Origin of the sequence: Pseudomonas sp. D4002 (assembly GCF_013385665.1) — a bacterium.
Lineage (GTDB): Bacteria > Pseudomonadota > Gammaproteobacteria > Pseudomonadales > Pseudomonadaceae > Aquipseudomonas.
Window position 1 is genome coordinate 1 of the sequence record NZ_JACAPN010000029.1, and the last position, 17767, is coordinate 17767.

Here is a 17767-nt window from a genome sequence, read left to right on the forward strand (position 1 = left end):
GCTAAAAGGACAAAGCGAATACCAACCAAAGGTTGGTTGAGGGTTGCCCCTCAACCATAGAATCTCCCACATTTGATCTGCGGTATTTTACAGAGTGAGTTACTTCAGGGCCGCCATGATCGCTTCCGGGTTGTAGTCGCGAATCAGCGTGCCGTTCACGTCCACAAACGGAATCCCGCCGCCCCCCAACGCCTCGTACGCCTTGCGCGCCTGGGCGTCCTTCTCGATATCGAACGCCTGGTAGGGAATCCCCTTGGAATCCAGAAAGCGCCGGATCTGTTTGCAGTAGCCGCACCACTCGGTGGAATACAGCACCACGCGCGCTGCCGCGCGTGTCTGCTCCGGCACCACCTGGGAGGGGTTGAACAACCGCTCGATCTTGCCCCAGTTCTGGAAAACCACCACCACCAGCAACACCAGCAGGACTTTCTTCAGAATCCCGCCCAGCATCAGTTGCGACGCTTGAGCTGGTCGGTCAGCTGGGTCGGCAGGCCCTTGATGATCAAGGTGCCGGCGGCTTCGTCGTATTCGATCTTGTCGCCCAGCAGGTGCGCTTCAAAGCTGATGGACAAGCCTTCGGCACGCCCGGTGAAACGGCGGAACTGGTTGAGGGTGCGTTTATCCGCCGGGATTTCCGGCGACAGGCCGTAGTCCTTGTTGCGGATGTGATCGTAGAAGGCTTTTGGCCGATCTTCATCGATCAACCCGGACAGCTCTTCCAGGCCCATCGGCTCGCCGAGCTTGGCCTGGCTGCTGGCGTAGTCCACCAGGGTCTTGGTTTTCTCGCGGGCGGATTCGTCCGGCAGGTCTTCGCTCTCGACGAAGTCGCTGAAGGCCTTGAGCAGGGTGCGGGTCTCGCCCGGGCCGTCGACGCCTTCCTGGCAGCCGATAAAGTCGCGGAAGTACTCCGAGACCTTCTTGCCGTTCTTGCCCTTGATAAACGAGATGTACTGCTTGGACTGCTTGTTGTTCTGCCACTCGGACACGTTGATGCGCGCGGCGAGGTGCAGTTGGCCAAGATCCAGATGGCGCGACGGCGTCACGTCCAACTGGTCGGTCACGGCCACGCCTTCACTGTGGTGCAGCAGGGCGATCGCTAGGTAATCGGTCATGCCCTGTTGATAGTGGGCAAACAGTACGTGGCCGCCGGTGGAGAGGTTGGACTCTTCCATCAGCTTCTGCAGGTGTTCCACGGCAATGCGGCTGAAGGCGGTGAAATCCTTGCCGCCGTCGAAATACTCCTTCAACCAGCCGCTGAACGGGTGCGCGCCGGACTCGGCATGGAAAAAGCCCCAGGCCTTGCCTTGTTTGGCGTTGTAGCTCTCGTTGAGGTCGGCGAGCATGTTCTCGATCGCTGCCGACTCGGCAAGCTCGGAGTCGCGGGCGTGGAGAACTGCGGGTGTGCCGTCGGGTTTTTTGTCGATCAGGTGGACGATGCAATGACGGATCGGCATGGGCTTCTCGGCTGGTTGAAGGGGAGGGGTGGGGCTCCCGGAAAAAGTCGCCAGTGTACCGCACCCGCTGGGGATGGCGCTGTTCGGAGGGCGTTTTGAGCGCCATCCGACGGGCCATATGCCTTTTTTTCACGGTTTAGAGCGATAAAGCTGACCAAATGGGTATGTTGAGGCGGATATTTCCCCGTCTCTGTGCTAGTTTTGCCCCGTCTTACGCGCAGTCTGGGCGTTAAGCGTGCATTCAGCATTTGTCAGGTCGAACCAAACCCGGTTTCAGGTATCTATAACCCCGATCTTCGTGGTTATAGCCCTTGGGTGCCAGGCCTTGATGGCAGGGCTCGATGGCTGACACTGCACTCTGCAATCCAAATGAATTTGATAGGGAAGGAACACCACAATGGCTATTACTAAAGACCAACTGATCGCTGATCTGGCTGAAGCTGTAGACGCACCGAAAACTACCGTGCGTGCTCTGCTGGACCAACTGAGCCAGATCGTTGCTGATCAGCTGGAAAACGGCGGCGAAATCACTCTGCCAGGCGTTGGCAAACTGAAAGTGACCGAGCGTCCTGCCCGTACTGGCCGTAACCCTTCGACTGGCGCTGCCATCGAAATCGCTGCCAAGAAAGTTATCAAGCTGGTTGTGGCCAAAGGCCTGACCGACGCTGTTAACAAGTAAGACGCAGCAAAAAAAACCGTGCTCCGGAGCGATCCGGGCACGGTTTTTTGTTGCCTGCGATTTATCAGTCTTTACGGGCCCAACGCTGGCGCCACACCTGTTGCTCGCTCGGGGTCTGGAACGTCCAGGCGACGAAGCGGCTCTGCTTCTGGCCCTGGGACATCTCCACTACCTGGCTTTCCAGCACACCGGCCTTTTTCAGCGCTGTCTGAATGGCCGGCAGGTTTGACGCTTTCGACACCAGGGTGCTGAACCACAGCACTTTATGTTGGAAATGCGCGCTTTCAGCGATCAACTGCGTCACAAACCGCGCTTCACCGCCTTCACACCACAATTCCGCCGACTGGCCACCGAAGTTCAGCACCGGCAGCTTGCGTTTCGGATCAGCCTTGCCCAGTGCGCGCCATTTACGCTCGCTGCCCTTGGTCGCCTCATCCATGGACGCGTGGAAGGGCGGGTTGCACATGGTCAGGTCAAACCGCTCGCCTGGCTCCAGCAAGCCCAGCAGGATCTGCTTGGGGTTGGTTTGCTGGCGCAGCTGGATGGCCTTGTTCAGCCCGTTGGACTGCACGATCGCCTTGGCGGCGGCCACGGCGGTCGGGTCGACTTCCGAGCCGAGGAAGTTCCAGCGGTACTCGCTGTAGCCAATCAACGGATAGACGCAGTTGGCGCCCATGCCGATGTCCAGCACCTTCACCGGCGCGCCACGGGGGATCACGCCTTCGTTGACGCTGGCCAGCAGGTCGGCGAGGAAGTGCACGTAGTCGGCACGCCCCGGTACCGGTGGGCACAGGTAGTCAGCCGGGATGTCCCAGTGATTGATGCCGTAGAACGCCTTGAGCAACGCCCGGTTGAACACCCGCACCGCGTCTGGGCTGGCGAAGTCGATGCTTTCCTTGCCGTACGGGTTGATGATCACGAATTGCGCCAGTTCGGGCGTGGTCTTGATCAGCGCCTGGAAGTCGTAACGGCCCTGGTGGCGGTTACGCGGGTGCAAGGTGGCCTCTTTGCGCGGAACGACGGGCTTGGCCGGCGTATTGGATTTTGGCTTCTTGCGCGGTGCTTTGGGTGTGCTGGGGGCGGTCATGGGCTGCGTCGATTCTGCGTTTGTTTCAAAAGTGGCGGGTATTGTCACACATTCCTTGGTCGAACTCGGTCAAATGTGGGAGCTGGCTTGCCTGCGATGCAGGCGACTCGGTGTATCTGCCAGACCGAGGCGATGCCATCGCAGGCAAGCTAGCTCCCACATTGATCGGGTTTCCGAAGAGAAATAGTGGTGTTTTTCCAAGCAAAAAAAAGAGACCCGAAGGTCTCTTTTTCCGCACGGGCAGCCCCTTACAGGCTGGAAATCCGCGCGTGTTGCTCCGCCAGCTTGCCCAAAGCCTGTTCAGCCTCAGCCAGTTTGGCGCGTTCTTTCTCGATCACTTCAGCCGGAGCCTTGTCGACGAACGCCGCGTTGGACAGCTTGCCGCCCACCCGCTGCACTTCGCCTTGCAGGCGCAGGATTTCCTTGTCCAGGCGCGCCAGTTCGGCACCCTTGTCGATCAGGCCGGCCATCGGCACCAGCACTTCCATCTCGCCCACCAGTGCAGTGGCGGACAGCGGTGCTTCTTCGCCAGCGGCCAATACGGTGATCGACTCCAGCTTCGCCAGCTTCTTGAGCAGCGCGTCGTTCTCGGTGAGGCGACGCAGGTCTTCGCTGCTGGCGTTCTTCACGAACACGGCCAGTGGCTTGCCCGGACCGATATTCATCTCGGCGCGGATGTTGCGCGTACCCATCATCAGGGTCTTGAGCCACTCGATATCGCTTTCGGCCGCCTCATCAATGCGGGCGTCGTTGGCCACCGGCCAAGGTTGCAGCATGATGGTCTTGCCGTCTTTGCCCGCCAGCGGCGCGATGCGCTGCCAGATTTCTTCGGTGATGAAGGGCATGAACGGATGCGCCAGGCGCAACGCCACTTCCAGTACGCGCACCAGGGTTTGACGGGTGCCGCGCTGACGTTCGATCGGCGAGTTCTCGTCCCACAGCACGGGCTTGGACAGTTCCAGGTACCAGTCGCAATACTGGTTCCAGATGAACTCGTACAGGGCCTGCGCCGCCAGGTCGAAGCGGAACTGGTCGAGTTGACGGGTCACTTCGGCTTCGGTGCGCTGCAGCTGGGAGATGATCCAGCGGTCTGCCAGGGACAGCTCGATGGCCTCGCCGTTCTGGCCGCAGTCTTCGCCTTTATCCAGCACGTAGCGCGCGGCATTCCAGATCTTGTTGCAGAAGTTGCGATAGCCTTCGACGCGGCCCATGTCGAACTTGATGTCGCGACCGGTGGACGCCAGCGAGCAGAAGGTAAAGCGCAGGGCGTCGGTGCCGTAGCTGGCGATGCCATCGGCGAACTCGTCGCGGGTCTGCTTCTCGATCTTCTTCGCCAGTTTCGGCTGCATCAGGCCCGAGGTGCGTTTCTGCACCAGGGTTTCCAGGTCGATGCCGTCGATGATGTCCAGCGGGTCCAGGACGTTGCCCTTGGACTTGGACATCTTCTGGCCCTGGCCATCACGCACCAGGCCGTGCACGTACACGGTCTTGAACGGTACCTGCGGGGTACCGTCTTCGTTTTTCACCAAGTGCATGGTGAGCATGATCATCCGGGCAACCCAGAAGAAAATGATGTCGAAGCCGGTGACCAGCACGTCGGTGGAATGGAACTTCTTCAGGAACTCGGTCTGTTGCGGCCAGCCGAGGGTGGAGAACGTCCACAGGCCCGAGCTGAACCAGGTGTCCAGTACGTCGTTGTCCTGTTGCAGCGTCACGTCCGCGCCAAGGTTGTGCTTGGCACGTACTTCGGCTTCGTCGCGGCCCACGTAGACCTTGCCCGACTCGTCGTACCAGGCCGGAATCCGGTGGCCCCACCACAGCTGGCGGCTGATGCACCAATCCTGGATGTCACGCATCCACGAGAAGTACATGTTTTCGTACTGTTTCGGCACGAACGCGATGCGGCCGTCTTCCACGGCAGCGATCGCCGGCTCAGCCAAAGGCTTGGTGGACACGTACCACTGGTCGGTCAGCCAGGGCTCGATGATGGTGCCGGAGCGGTCGCCTTTCGGCACCTTCAGGGCGTGGTCATCAACGCTTACCAGCAGGCCGGCGGCGTCGAAGGCTGCAACGATTTGCTTGCGCGCCTCAAAACGGTCGAGGCCGGCGTATTCAGCCGGGATCTTGCCGTCGATGCTCTCGTTCAGCGTGCCGTCGAGGTTGAACACCTGGCAGGCCGGCAGAACGGCGGCGTTTTTATCGAAGATGTTCAGCAGCGGCAGGTTGTGGCGCTTGCCGACTTCGTAGTCGTTGAAATCGTGGGCCGGGGTGATTTTCACGCAGCCGGTGCCGAATTCAGGGTCGCAGTAGTCGTCCGCGATGATCGGGATGCGACGGCCAACCAGCGGCAGCTCGACGAACTTGCCGATCAGCGCCTGATAGCGCTCGTCGTTCGGGTTAACCGCGACGGCGGCGTCGCCAAGCATGGTTTCCGGACGGGTGGTGGCGACGATCAGGTAATCATTGCCTTCGGCGGTCTTGGCGCCGTCAGCCAACGGGTACTTGAGGTTCCACAGGAAACCTTTCTCGTCGTGGTTTTCCACTTCAAGGTCGGAAATCGCCGTGTGCAGCTTGGTGTCCCAGTTGACCAGGCGCTTGCCGCGGTAGATCAGGCCGTCTTCATGCAGGCGCACGAAGGCTTCCTTCACGGCTTCCGACAGGCCATCGTCCATGGTGAAGCGCTCGCGGCTCCAGTCGACGGACGAGCCCAGGCGACGGATCTGACGGCTGATATTGCCGCCGGACTGATCCTTCCATTCCCAGATTTTCTCGAGGAATTTCTCGCGGCCCAGGTCGTGACGGTTCTGGCCGGTGGCTTCCAGTTGGCGTTCCACCAGCATCTGGGTGGCGATACCGGCGTGGTCTGTACCTGGTTGCCATAGGGTATTGCGACCCTGCATGCGGCGGAAACGAATCAGGGCATCCATGATCGCATTGTTGAAGCCATGGCCCATGTGCAGGCTGCCAGTGACGTTCGGTGGCGGAATCATGATGGTGTAGGCATCGCCCGCGCCTTGCGGAGCGAAATAATTCTCGGACTCCCAGGTCTGGTACCAGGAAGTTTCAATAGCGTGCGGCTGGTAGGTCTTATCCATGCGCGGCGGGACCCTAGTTGGCATTAATTCAGGAAAGCCGACAAGTATAACGGGGGATAGGGGAGAGGGGTAGGAGCGAGCTTGCTCGCGAAAAACCTGAGGGCGGCGCGTTCATTCAGGATGTACGCGTTATCGTTCACGCCCTTCGCGAGCAAGCCCGCTCCCACAGGGGATATGTGTCAGCCTTAGTTCTGGTACTGGCTCAACAACCGCTCCATGCGCGCATCCAGCCGGCGCTTGATCTCGGTTTCGATATGCGGGGCAAAATCGTCGATCACGTCTTGCATGATCAGTTGCGCGGCGGCGCGCAGTTCGTTGTCCAGGTGCAGCAGCAGGGCGTCGGGGGCTTTTTCGGCGGCAGGTACGGCAACAGCCGCAGCCGGCGCAGCTTGTACCGCGGGCGTTTCGATAGGTTCCGGCGTAACCGGCTTGCCACCCACCATATCGAACAGCAGGGGAATTTGTACGTCACCGTTGACCGCATCGGTCAGCAGCGGCGGTTGCAGGTCATCATCACCGAGCAGCTTGCGGATCGACTCAAGGTCGTCCAGCAGGTGGTCAGAGTCTTTTAGCGGGTTTGGAGTGTCCATCGTGTGCTCAAAGTCGTTGTAGCCGGTGATCTTGCAGAGAATAGCCCTGTTCGCGGTAGAAACGGAAACTCTCCCGCGCGGCCTGACGAATAGCCGGGTCTTCCACCACCACTTCCGCCACGCGGGCGAAACCCTTGGCGAAGGCCGGTACTTTCAGGTCAAGGTTGACCAGCAGGTCTGTGTGATCGCCACAGCTGTCGCCCAAACCCAGTACCACCAGGCCTTCCGGCTCTGATTCGGCGGGGCCGTGGGGCACGAAGCTTTCGCCCTTGAAGCGCCACAGGCGGGCGTCGAGGTCGTCACGCTGGGCGGCATCGCTGCAATGCAGGTAGATACGGTGGCCCATGCGCCAGGCTTTTTCGGTGAGCTTGCAGGCAAAGTCCAGGCGCGCGGAAGGATCGGCGCTGGGCAATATATAGAAGTCGACTTGGGTCATTGCGGTTCCTGAGCCCCGGGCGGCTTTACAGGCGCCCGGGGATCTTCAGTTTCAGGCTTTGGCGCGGTCCAGCAGGTACTGGGTCAGCAATGGAACCGGACGGCCAGTGGCGCCCTTGTCCTTGCCGCCGCTGGTCCAGGCGGTGCCGGCGATGTCCAGGTGGGCCCAGTTGAAGTTCTTGGCGAAACGCGACAGGAAGCACGCCGCAGTGATGGTGCCGGCTTTCGGGCCACCAATGTTGGCGATGTCGGCAAACGGGCTGTCCAGCTGTTCCTGATACTCATCGAACAGCGGCAGTTGCCAGGCGCGGTCGTCGGCAGCCTGGCCGGCGCTGAGCAGTTGGCCGATCAGTTCGTCGCTGTTGCCCAGCAGGCCCGACGTGTGGGCGCCCAGGGCAACCACGCAGGCACCGGTCAGGGTGGCGATGTCGATCACGGCTTGCGGCTTGAAGCGCTCGGCGTAGGTCAGGGCGTCGCACAGCACCAGGCGGCCTTCGGCGTCGGTGTTGAGGATTTCCACGGTCTGGCCGCTGAGGGTGGTGACGATGTCGCCCGGACGGGTCGCGCCGCCGCTCGGCATGTTCTCGGCGCAGGCCAGGATGCACACCAGGTTGATCGGCAGCTTGAGTTCCAGCACGGCACGCAGGGTGCCGAACACGCTGGCGGCGCCGCCCATGTCGTACTTCATCTCGTCCATGCCCAGGCCCGGCTTGAGGCTGATGCCGCCGGTGTCGAAGGTGATGCCTTTACCGACCAGGGCAAATGGCTTCTCGGACTTCTTGCCGCCGTTGTATTGCATCACGATCAGGCGTGGCGGCTGGTCGCTGCCCTGGCCCACGGCATAGAACGAGCCCATGCCCAGTTCCTTGATCTTCTTCTCATCCAGGACTTCGACTTTCAGGCCCTTGAATTCCTTGCCCAGCGCCTTGGCTTGCTCGCCCAGGTAGGTTGGGTGGCAGATGTTCGGTGGCAGGTTGCCCAGGTCACGGGTGAACGCCATGCCGCCGGCGATGGCCTGGGCGTGGGTCACGGCGCGTTCGACTTCAGCCTGGGCCGCCTTGATGGTCAGCAGGGTGACTTTCTTCAGGGCGCGGGGTTCGGCCTTGGTGCTCTTGAACTGGTCGAAGACGTAGCCGCCGTCCAGCAGGCTTTCGGCCAGCAGGCGGGTCTTGCCGTAGCTGTCGCGGCCCTTGACCACGACTTCGTCCAGCGCCAGGGCCGCGTCGGTGCCGCCCAGGCCCTTGAGGGTGTTGAGGATGCCGGCGATGATCTTGCGGAACGGACGGTCGCCCAGTTCGGCGTCTTTACCAATGCCCACCAGCAATACACGGTCGGCTTTAAGGTTAGGCAGGCTTTGCAGCAGCAGGCTTTGGCCAACCTTGCCGGCCAGGTCACCGCGCTTGAGGACCGCGCTGATGGCGCCGCCGCTCAGTTCGTCCAGTTGCTTGGCGGCAACGCCCAGCTTGCGGCCTTCGCCGACAGCGACCACGAGGGTGGCGGTTTTCAACGTTTCGGGGCTAACGCTTTTTACAACCAGTTCCATTTTCGGGTCCCTTATAAAGGTCAGTGAGCCAGGAGTCTGTACTCCGGCTTGTAAGCTTGGCAGCCTGTAGGCCGCCCGCGACAAAGGCCGCAGTTTGAACCTCGCCGCCCGAGCCTGACAACCCTTGCGGGCAGCTTTGTGCACGCGTATGAGCAAGCTCCGTGACAGGTGCGGTCAATCACAGGATAATGCGCCATCTTTTTAGCCGGCCTGCAGCAATGGGTCGACTCGATATGCTTGCTTGTTTGGCCGCCTTAGCCTGACAACCCTGGAGTGTCTGGTTTGATCGTCTTCCGTTATCTATCCCGCGAAGTCCTGTTGACCCTGAGTGCCGTGAGTGCGGTATTGCTGGTCATCATCATGAGTGGTCGCTTCGTCAAATACCTCGCCCAGGCTGCCTCGGGTGCCCTGGATCCGGGTTCGCTGTTCCTGATCATGGGCTTTCGCCTGCCGGGCTTCCTGCAGTTGATCCTGCCATTGGGCCTGTTTCTCGGGATTCTGCTGGCCTACGGCCGCTTGTACCTTGAAAGCGAAATGACCGTGTTGTCGGCCACCGGCATGAGCCAGCAACGTTTGCTGGCCATGACCATGGTTCCGGCCACCGGTATCGCGCTGGTGGTGGCCTGGCTGAGCTTGAGCCTGGCACCCCAGGGCGCCATGCAGTTCCAGCTGGTGCTGAACAAACAGGACGCCATGACCGAATTCGACACCCTGGAGCCGGGCCGCTTCCAAGCGCTCAACGACGGCACCCGGGTGACCTATACCGAGCAAATGTCGGATGACCGTGCCAACCTGGGAGGGGTGTTCATCTCCCAGAAAAACCTCGGCCAGAACCAGAAAGACCGTGGTATTTCGATTCTGGTGGCCGACAAGGGGCGCCAGGAAGTGCGCCCGGATGGCAGCCGTTACCTGATCCTGGAAGATGGCTATCGCTATGACGGCAGCCCCGGTCAGGCCGATTACCGCGCAATCAAGTACGACACCTATGGCGTGATGCTGGCCCGGCCGGATGTCAGCGATGAGGTCACCGACCGCGACGCGATCCCGACCCCAGACCTGATCGGCAGCAAGGAACTGCGTTCGATCGCCGAGCTGCAATGGCGGATTTCCCTGCCGTTGCTGGTGTTTATCGTGACCTTGATGGCAGTGCCGCTGTCCCGGGTCAACCCGCGCCAGGGCCGCTTCCTCAAGCTGCTGCCGGCGATCCTGCTTTATATGGCGTACCTGACCATCCTGATTTCCGCCCGCGGCTCCCTGGAGAAGGGCAAACTGCCGCCGGCCCTTGGGTTGTGGTGGGTCCACGGGGTCTTCCTGGCCATTGGCCTGGGGCTGCTTTATTGGGAACCGATGCGGTTGAAGATGCGGAGTCGTCGCAGCGTGAAGGAGATGGCCCGTGGTTAAGCTCGACCGCTACATTGGTAGCAGCGTCCTGGTCGCAATCCTTGCGGTATTGGGCATTATTCTGGGGCTGGCCTCGTTGTTCGCCTTCATTGATGAAGTCGGCAACGTCAGCGATACCTACACCGTTACCGACGTCCTGAGCTACGTGGCGCTGACGGCGCCCCGTCGCCTGTACGACATGATGCCGATGGCTGCGCTGATCGGCTGCCTGATCGGCCTGGGCAGCCTGGCCAGCAACAGCGAGCTGACCATCATGCGCGCGGCGGGTGTTTCCATCGGTCGCATCGTGTGGGCGGTCATGAAGCCCATGCTGTTGCTGATGGTGGTCAGCGTGCTGATCGGTGAATACGTGGCGCCTCCAGCCGAGTCCACGGCCCAGGCCAATCGTGCCCTGGCCCAGGGTTCGGGCGATGCCCAGAGCTCCAAGCATGGCCTGTGGCACCGCCAGGGTGAGGAGTTTATCCACATCAACGCCGTGCAGCCGGGTGGCTTGCTGGTGGGTGTCACCCGCTACCACTTCGACAAGGAACGTCACCTGCTGTCGTCGAGCTTCGCCAAACGTGCACAGTACGCCGACGAAAAGTGGCAACTGAGCGATGTGACCACCACCTATTTCCGTGATATCGGCAAGGGTGCGGCATCGACCACCGAAGTGATCAATGTGCCGACGGAGCAGTGGGATATTTCCCTCAAGCCCGAATTGCTGAATACCGTGGTGATGATCCCGGAAAGCCTGCCTATCTCCGGCCTGTGGGGGTATATCCATTACCTCAAGGACCAGGGCTTGAACAACGGCCGTTACTGGCTGGCGTTTTGGGTCAAGGTGTTGCAGCCGGTGGTGACGGCTGCGCTGGTGCTGATGGCGATCTCGTTCATCTTTGGCCCGTTGCGTTCCGTGACCCTCGGCCAGCGCGTGTTTACCGGCGTACTGGTGGGTTTCACCTTCCGTATCGCCCAGGACCTGCTGGGGCCGTCCAGCCTGGTATTCGGTTTCTCGCCGCTGTTTGCGGTGCTGGTGCCGACCGCCATCTGCGCCGTGGCCGGCTTCTGGCTGTTGCGTCGGGCCGGTTGAGCCCGCGCTTATGAAAAAAAAATGCCCCGTTCGAACGATCGGGGCTTTTTTGTTCTTGGTCGCCATGGATGACGTCTGGTCTGCGCATCAGGTACAATTCCCGGCTATTTTTCAGCGGGCAGTCTGCCTGCAGCCTTTTTGAGTGTTGATCCGTGAGTGATTTGAGTCATATCCGCAATTTCTCCATCATCGCCCACATTGACCATGGCAAGTCGACGCTGGCCGATCGATTCATCCAGATGTGCGGCGGCCTTGCCGAGCGTGAAATGGAAGCCCAGGTGCTGGACTCCATGGACCTCGAGCGCGAGCGCGGGATCACCATCAAGGCCCACAGCGTAACCCTGTACTACACCGCCAAAGACGGTATCAAGTACCAGCTCAACTTCATCGACACCCCGGGCCACGTCGACTTCACCTATGAAGTCAGCCGTTCCCTGGCGGCCTGCGAAGGTGCGTTGCTGGTAGTGGATGCGGGCCAGGGCGTTGAAGCCCAGTCCGTGGCCAACTGCTACACCGCCATCGAGCAAGGCCTGGAGGTGATGCCGGTGCTGAACAAGATCGACCTGCCACAGGCCGATCCGGACCGCGTCAAGGAAGAGATCGAGAAGATCATCGGCATTGACGCCACCGACGCCGTCGAGTGCAGCGCCAAGACCGGCCTGGGCGTCGACGAGGTGCTCGAGCGCCTGGTCAAGACCATTCCAGCCCCCACCGGCAACTACGAAGATCCGCTGCAAGCGTTGATCATCGACTCCTGGTTCGACAACTACCTGGGTGTTGTTTCCCTGGTACGCGTGCGCCACGGCCGTGTGAAGAAGGGCGACAAGATCCTGGTCAAGTCCACCGGCAAGATCCACCTGGTGGACAGCGTCGGTGTATTCAACCCGAAGCACACGGCTACCACTGATCTGAAAGCCGGCGAAGTAGGCTTCATCATCGCCGGTATCAAGGACATCCACGGTGCACCGGTAGGTGACACCCTGACCTTGAGCTCCACCCCTGACGTCGACGTGCTGCCGGGCTTCAAACGCATCCAGCCGCAGGTTTACGCCGGCCTGTTCCCGGTCAGCTCCGACGACTTCGAGGACTTCCGCGAAGCCCTGCAGAAGCTGACCCTCAACGACTCGTCGTTGCAGTACACCCCGGAAAGCTCCGACGCCCTCGGGTTCGGCTTCCGCTGCGGGTTCCTGGGCATGCTGCACATGGAAATCATCCAGGAGCGCCTCGAGCGCGAATACGACCTGGACCTGATCACCACCGCGCCGACGGTTATTTTTGAACTGGCGCTGAAAACCGGTGAAACGATTTACGTCGACAACCCGTCCAAGCTTCCGGATCTGTCTTCCATCGAAGACATGCGCGAACCGATCGTGCGGGCCAATATTCTTGTGCCGCAAGAGCATCTGGGCAACGTCATTACCCTGTGTATCGAAAAGCGTGGCGTACAGCACGACATGCTGTTCCTCGGTACCCAGGTGCAAGTGACCTACGATTTGCCGATGAACGAAGTGGTCCTGGACTTCTTCGACCGTCTCAAATCCACCAGCCGCGGCTATGCTTCGCTGGATTACCATTTTGACCGTTACCAATCGGCTAATCTGGTGAAGCTGGATGTACTGATCAACGGCGACAAGGTGGATGCCCTGGCGCTGATCGTGCACAAGGACAACGCGCACTACAAAGGTCGCCAGTTGACCGAAAAGATGAAAGAACTGATTCCGCGCCAGATGTTCGACGTTGCGATCCAGGCCGCCATTGGCGGGCAGATCATTGCACGGACTTCCGTCAAGGCACTCAGAAAGAACGTACTGGCCAAATGCTATGGCGGCGACGTCAGCCGTAAGCGCAAGCTGCTCGAGAAGCAAAAGGCCGGTAAAAAACGCATGAAGCAAGTGGGTAACGTGGAAATTCCACAAGAAGCCTTCCTTGCGGTGCTCAGGTTGGATAGTTAGGTCCTATGTCACTAAATTTCCCGCTGTTGCTGGTCATCGCCGTTGCCGTTTGCGGTCTATTGGCGTTGCTCGATCTGGTGTTCTTCGCCCCGCGTCGCCGGGCAGCCATCGCGTCCTATCAGGGCAGCGTCAGCCAGCCCGATGTGGCGGTGATCGAGAAACTGAACAAAGAGCCGATGCTGGTTGAATACGGCAAGTCGTTCTTCCCGGTGTTGTTCATCGTGCTGGTGCTGCGTTCGTTCCTGGTGGAACCGTTTCAGATCCCTTCGGGCTCGATGAAACCTACCCTGGACGTGGGCGACTTCATCCTGGTGAACAAGTTTTCCTACGGGATCCGCTTGCCGGTGATCGACAAGAAAGTGATCGAGATCGGTGACCCGCAGCGCGGCGATGTGATGGTGTTTCGCTACCCAAGCGACCCGAACGTCAACTACATCAAGCGTGTAGTGGGCCTGCCGGGCGACGTGATTCGCTACACCAGTGACAAGCGCCTGTTCGTCAACGGCGAGTCGGTGGCAGAAAAACTGATCGGTTCCGAGCCGAACACCCTGGGCAGCGCCGAGCTGTACCAGGAAAAACTCGGGGCGGTAGAGCACGAAATCCGCAAGGAGATGAGCCGCTACCGTTCGCCGCCTGACAACCAGTGGACAGTGCCTGCCGGGCACTACTTCATGATGGGCGACAACCGCGACAACTCCAACGACAGCCGCTACTGGGATGACCCGAATATTCCCAAGGACCTGCTGGGCATGGTCCCCGACCAGAATATCGTCGGCAAGGCCTTCGCGGTCTGGATGAGTTGGCCGGAACCCAAGCTCAGCCACCTGCCGAACTTCTCGCGGGTCGGGCTGATCAAGTAATCCATGCGGCGCTGTGAACACAGCGCCGAATGCTTTTCTGGGGCTTGGACAAAACCAGGCTCCATGCAGCAACCACCAGGATTTGAATTTGAACACAGCGTTAATCGTCGCAGGCCACCGGTGCCTCGAACTGAATGTGGGTAAACCGTGAGCGTTTCTCTAAGCCGTCTCGAGCGCCAGCTCGGCTACACCTTCAAGGATCAGGAATTGATGATCCTTGCCCTCACACACCGCAGTTTTGCCGGGCGTAACAACGAGCGCCTGGAATTCCTCGGTGATGCCATCCTCAATTTCGTCGCCGGCGAAGCCCTGTTCAATCGCTTCCCGCTGGCCCGCGAAGGCCAGTTGTCGCGCTTGCGTGCGCGCCTGGTGAAAGGCGAGACCCTGGCTGTACTGGCCCGTGGTTTCGACCTGGGTGATTACCTGCGCCTGGGCTCCGGCGAGCTTAAGAGCGGCGGTTTCCGTCGCGAGTCGATCCTGGCCGACGCCCTTGAGGCACTGATCGGCGCGATCTACCTCGACGCGGGCATGGAAGCGGCCAAGGAGCGCGTCGTCGCCTGGCTGTCGACCGAAATCGAAAGCCTGACGCTGGTAGACACCAACAAAGATCCAAAGACCCGCCTGCAGGAATTCCTGCAGTCCCGTGGTTGCGACCTGCCGCGTTACGAAGTGGTGGATATCCAGGGTGAGCCGCATTGCCGAGTGTTCTTCGTCGAATGCGAAATCACCTTACTGAATGAAAAAAGCCGAGGTCAGGGTGTGAGCCGTCGTATTGCCGAACAGGTAGCGGCCGCTGCAGCACTGATTGCCCTGGGCGTGGAGAATGGCCATGACTGATTCAACCGCAACTCGCTGTGGCTATGTTGCCATCGTCGGCCGTCCGAACGTGGGCAAGTCCACGTTGCTGAACCACATCCTGGGACAGAAGCTGGCGATCACCTCGCGCAAGCCCCAGACCACCCGCCACAACATGCTGGGCATCAAGACCGAAGGTGCCGTACAGGCTGTCTACGTTGATACCCCGGGCATGCACAAAGGCGGCGAAAAGGCCCTCAACCGCTACATGAACAAAACCGCTTCGGCAGCGTTGAAAGACGTCGACGTGGTGATCTTCGTGGTCGACCGTACCAAGTGGACCGACGAAGACCAGATGGTTCTGGAGCGCGTGCAGTACGTCACCGGCCCGTTGATCGTCGCGTTGAACAAGACTGACCGCATCGAAGACAAGGCCGAGCTGATGCCGCACCTGAGCTGGCTGCAGGAACAACTGCCGAACGCCCAGATCATGCCGATCTCGGCCCAGCACGGGCACAACCTTGAAGCCCTGGAACGTGTGATTGCTGGCTACCTGCCGGAGAACGAACACTTCTTCCCGGAAGACCAGATCACCGACCGCAGCAGCCGTTTCCTCGCCGCCGAACTGGTACGCGAGAAAATCATGCGCCAGATGGGTGCCGAGCTGCCGTACCAGATCACCGTCGAAATCGAAGAGTTCAAGCAGCAGGGCAAGACCCTGCATATCCATGCGTTGATCCTCGTCGAGCGTGACGGCCAGAAGAAAATCATCATTGGCGACAAGGGCGAGCGCATCAAGCGCATCGGCACCGAAGCGCGCAAGGACATGGAATTGCTGTTTGATTCCAAGATCATGCTCAACCTGTGGGTGAAGGTTAAGGGCGGTTGGTCCGATGATGAGCGCGCGTTGCGTTCGTTGGGTTACGGCGACCTGTAACAGGTCTCCGGAACACCGCAGGACAAATGTGGGAGCGGGCTTGCTCGCGAATGCAGGGTGTCAGTCACCAGATGTGTTGACTGACACCCTGCATTCGCGAGCAAGCCCGCTCCCACATTGGATAGTCGTTGTTTTCCAGACCGTGTTCCCGCAGCGAGAACCCCATGTCTCAAACCCCACCCACCGGCCAACCCGCCTACGTCTTGCACAGCCGCGCCTACCGCGAGACCAGCGCCCTGGTGGATTTCCTCACGCCCCAAGGCCGCCTGCGCGCGGTCTTGCGCAGTGCGCGCGGCAAGGCCGGCACCCTGGCGCGGCCCTTCGTGGCCCTGGAAGTGGAGTTTCGTGGACGCGGCGAGCTGAAGAACGTCGGCCGCATGGAAGCTGCCGGCGCCTCCAACTGGCTCAACGGTGAGGCGCTGTTCAGCGGCCTTTACCTCAACGAATTGCTGATCCGCCTGCTCCCCGCCGAAGACCCGCACCCCGGCGTCTTCGATCACTACGCCGCCACCTTGCTCGCCCTCGCCGAAGGCCGTCCCCTGGAGCCGCTGCTGCGCGCATTCGAATGGCGCCTGCTGGATGACTTGGGCTACGGCTTCGAACTGAGCAACGACCTGCACGGCGAGCCCATCGCCGCCGACGGCATGTATCGCCTGCAAGTGGACGCAGGCCTGGAGCGGGTCTACCTGCTGCAACCCGGCTTGTTCCAGGGCACCGAATTGCTCGCCATGAGTGAAGCCGACTGGACCGCCCCCGGCGCCCTGTCCGCCGCCAAGCGCCTGATGCGCCAAGCCCTGGCCGTGCATCTGGGCGGTCGGCCACTGGTCAGCCGCGAGTTGTTTCGAAAGCCCTGACATCCCCGTGTATGCTGTGCAGCGATTCCTTCCCTCTTCAGGAGCGCTTTTCGTGACCACCAGCAATCGCATTCTTCTCGGCGTGAACATCGACCACGTAGCCACCCTGCGCCAGGCCCGGGGCACCCGTTACCCGGACCCGGTCAAGGCCGCGCTGGACGCCGAAGAAGCGGGCGCCGACGGCATCACCGTGCACCTGCGCGAAGACCGGCGCCACATCCAGGAGCGCGACGTGCTGCTGCTCAAGGACGTGCTGCAAACCCGCATGAACTTCGAAATGGGCGTCACCGAGGAAATGATGGCGTTCGCCGAGCGCATCCGCCCGGCGCATATCTGCCTGGTGCCGGAAACCCGCCAGGAACTGACCACCGAAGGCGGCCTCGATGTGGCTGGCCAGGAAGCGCGGATCAAGGCCGCCGTGGAGCGCCTGTCGAAGATCGGCAGTGAAGTCTCGCTGTTCATTGATGCCGACGAGCGCCAGATCGAAGCTTCGCGCCGTGTCGGTGCCCCGGCCATCGAACTGCACACGGGCCGTTATGCCGACGCGACCACGCCGACCGAAGTTGCCGACGAATTACAGCGCATCATCGACGGCGTCAACTGCGGCCTGGGCGAAGGCCTGATCGTCAACGCCGGCCACGGCCTGCACTACCATAACGTCGAAGCCGTGGCTGCGATCAAGGGCATCAACGAGCTGAACATCGGCCATGCACTGGTGGCTCATGCGCTGTTCGTCGGCTTCAAAGGCGCCGTCGCCGAGATGAAAGCCTTGATTCTGGCCGCCGCCAAACATTAAAAGAGCGCTGAAGATCCAATGTGGGAGCGGGCTTGCTCGCGAAGGCGGTGGTTCTGTTACTCATGCATCGTCTGACACGCCGCTTTCGCGAGCAAGCCCGCTCCCACACAAGCCCGCTCCCACATGTGGCAATGCGAACCCTTACTGTTTAGGTGATGCCGGTGTATGGTATCTGCCCTTTGCGGGGCTCGGACCCGCGGCAGATACGTGAGGTTGT

General features: G+C 60.7%; 16 protein-coding genes. 9 read left to right on the top strand and 7 right to left on the bottom strand.

The window, feature by feature from the left end:
- Positions 1–99 precede the first annotated feature (99 nt).
- The gene (locus tag HX824_RS20640) at positions 100–450 is read right to left on the bottom strand and encodes a glutaredoxin family protein (RefSeq protein WP_177055011.1); all 351 of its coding nucleotides are present in this window, start codon (positions 448–450) and stop codon (positions 100–102) included.
- The gene (gene yejK / locus HX824_RS20645) at positions 450–1454 is read right to left on the bottom strand and encodes a nucleoid-associated protein YejK (protein ID WP_003212745.1); all 1005 of its coding nucleotides are present in this window, start codon (positions 1452–1454) and stop codon (positions 450–452) included. The genes HX824_RS20640 and yejK overlap by 1 nt, the downstream gene beginning before the upstream one ends.
- Positions 1455–1851: 397 nt before the next feature.
- Between yejK and HX824_RS20650 the strand changes: the two genes are divergently transcribed.
- Positions 1852–2133 carry an HU family DNA-binding protein gene (locus HX824_RS20650; protein WP_003212743.1) on the top strand — a complete coding sequence of 94 codons (282 nt, stop codon included), beginning with the start codon at positions 1852–1854 and terminating at the stop codon, positions 2131–2133.
- Positions 2134–2197: 64 nt separating this feature from the next.
- Here the strand turns inward: HX824_RS20650 and rlmF are convergent, their stop codons facing one another.
- The 5 genes from rlmF to HX824_RS20675 all read right to left on the bottom strand — a co-directional run bounded on the left by rlmF (position 2198) and on the right by HX824_RS20675 (position 8883).
- Positions 2198–3220, bottom strand: a complete 1023-nt coding sequence (rlmF, locus tag HX824_RS20655; protein ID WP_087695168.1) for a 23S rRNA (adenine(1618)-N(6))-methyltransferase RlmF — start codon at positions 3218–3220, stop codon at positions 2198–2200.
- A 248-nt stretch (positions 3221–3468) separates the two neighbouring features.
- Complete coding sequence (locus HX824_RS20660) at positions 3469–6315, bottom strand: valine--tRNA ligase (protein ID WP_177055012.1); 2847 nt, start codon at positions 6313–6315, stop codon at positions 3469–3471.
- A gap of 185 nt (positions 6316–6500) precedes the next feature.
- Entirely contained in the window at positions 6501–6905 is a 405-nt protein-coding gene (locus HX824_RS20665; RefSeq protein WP_177055013.1) for a DNA polymerase III subunit chi, read from the bottom strand.
- 7 nt (positions 6906–6912) lie between these two features.
- Positions 6913–7341, bottom strand: coding sequence for a DNA polymerase III subunit chi (locus HX824_RS20670; protein WP_102605183.1), 429 nt, complete (start codon positions 7339–7341; stop codon positions 6913–6915).
- A gap of 51 nt (positions 7342–7392) precedes the next feature.
- The gene (locus HX824_RS20675) at positions 7393–8883 is read right to left on the bottom strand and encodes a leucyl aminopeptidase (RefSeq protein ID WP_008438515.1); all 1491 of its coding nucleotides are present in this window, start codon (positions 8881–8883) and stop codon (positions 7393–7395) included.
- Between the two features lie 282 nt (positions 8884–9165).
- Between HX824_RS20675 and lptF the strand changes: the two genes are divergently transcribed.
- From lptF to pdxJ, 8 genes are all read left to right on the top strand, one after another.
- Positions 9166–10284, top strand: coding sequence for an LPS export ABC transporter permease LptF (lptF, locus tag HX824_RS20680; protein WP_003210442.1), 1119 nt, complete (start codon positions 9166–9168; stop codon positions 10282–10284).
- Entirely contained in the window at positions 10277–11356 is a 1080-nt protein-coding gene (gene lptG / locus HX824_RS20685) for an LPS export ABC transporter permease LptG (RefSeq protein ID WP_003210440.1), read from the top strand. The genes lptF and lptG overlap by 8 nt, the downstream gene beginning before the upstream one ends.
- A 152-nt stretch (positions 11357–11508) precedes the next feature.
- Positions 11509–13308: a translation elongation factor 4 gene (gene lepA, locus HX824_RS20690; RefSeq protein WP_003210439.1), complete on the top strand. Its 1800-nt coding sequence runs from the start codon at positions 11509–11511 to the stop codon at positions 13306–13308.
- Positions 13309–13313: 5 nt separating this feature from the next.
- Entirely contained in the window at positions 13314–14168 is an 855-nt protein-coding gene (gene lepB, locus HX824_RS20695; protein WP_003210437.1) for a signal peptidase I, read from the top strand.
- 147 nt (positions 14169–14315) lie between these two features.
- Positions 14316–15005, top strand: coding sequence for a ribonuclease III (gene rnc / locus HX824_RS20700; RefSeq protein ID WP_003210434.1), 690 nt, complete (start codon positions 14316–14318; stop codon positions 15003–15005).
- On the top strand, positions 14998–15900 hold the full coding sequence (gene era, locus HX824_RS20705; RefSeq protein WP_003210432.1) for a GTPase Era: 903 nt from the start codon (positions 14998–15000) through the stop codon (positions 15898–15900). The genes rnc and era overlap by 8 nt, the downstream gene beginning before the upstream one ends.
- 164 nt (positions 15901–16064) lie before the next feature.
- Positions 16065–16754 carry a DNA repair protein RecO gene (recO, locus tag HX824_RS20710; RefSeq protein ID WP_003210428.1) on the top strand — a complete coding sequence of 230 codons (690 nt, stop codon included), beginning with the start codon at positions 16065–16067 and terminating at the stop codon, positions 16752–16754.
- A gap of 52 nt (positions 16755–16806) precedes the next feature.
- Positions 16807–17550 carry a pyridoxine 5'-phosphate synthase gene (gene pdxJ / locus HX824_RS20715; protein WP_003210427.1) on the top strand — a complete coding sequence of 248 codons (744 nt, stop codon included), beginning with the start codon at positions 16807–16809 and terminating at the stop codon, positions 17548–17550.
- Positions 17551–17767: the final 217 nt, after the last annotated feature.

Bases quoted from the DNA above. Each gene is read 5' to 3' on its own strand.
- HX824_RS20640 (WP_177055011.1), bottom strand. From the start codon at position 450: ATGCTGGGCGGGATTCTGAAGAAAGTCCTGCTGGTGTTGCTGGTGGTG.
- yejK (WP_003212745.1), bottom strand. From the start codon at position 1,454: ATGCCGATCCGTCATTGCATCGTCCACCTGATCGACAAAAAACCCGAC.
- HX824_RS20650 (WP_003212743.1), top strand. From the start codon at position 1,852: ATGGCTATTACTAAAGACCAACTGATCGCTGATCTGGCTGAAGCTGTA.
- rlmF (WP_087695168.1), bottom strand. From the start codon at position 3,220: ATGACCGCCCCCAGCACACCCAAAGCACCGCGCAAGAAGCCAAAATCC.
- HX824_RS20660 (WP_177055012.1), bottom strand. From the start codon at position 6,315: ATGGATAAGACCTACCAGCCGCACGCTATTGAAACTTCCTGGTACCAG.
- HX824_RS20665 (WP_177055013.1), bottom strand. From the start codon at position 6,905: ATGGACACTCCAAACCCGCTAAAAGACTCTGACCACCTGCTGGACGAC.
- HX824_RS20670 (WP_102605183.1), bottom strand. From the start codon at position 7,341: ATGACCCAAGTCGACTTCTATATATTGCCCAGCGCCGATCCTTCCGCG.
- HX824_RS20675 (WP_008438515.1), bottom strand. From the start codon at position 8,883: ATGGAACTGGTTGTAAAAAGCGTTAGCCCCGAAACGTTGAAAACCGCC.
- lepB (WP_003210437.1), top strand. From the start codon at position 13,314: ATGTCACTAAATTTCCCGCTGTTGCTGGTCATCGCCGTTGCCGTTTGC.
- era (WP_003210432.1), top strand. From the start codon at position 14,998: ATGACTGATTCAACCGCAACTCGCTGTGGCTATGTTGCCATCGTCGGC.
- recO (WP_003210428.1), top strand. From the start codon at position 16,065: ATGTCTCAAACCCCACCCACCGGCCAACCCGCCTACGTCTTGCACAGC.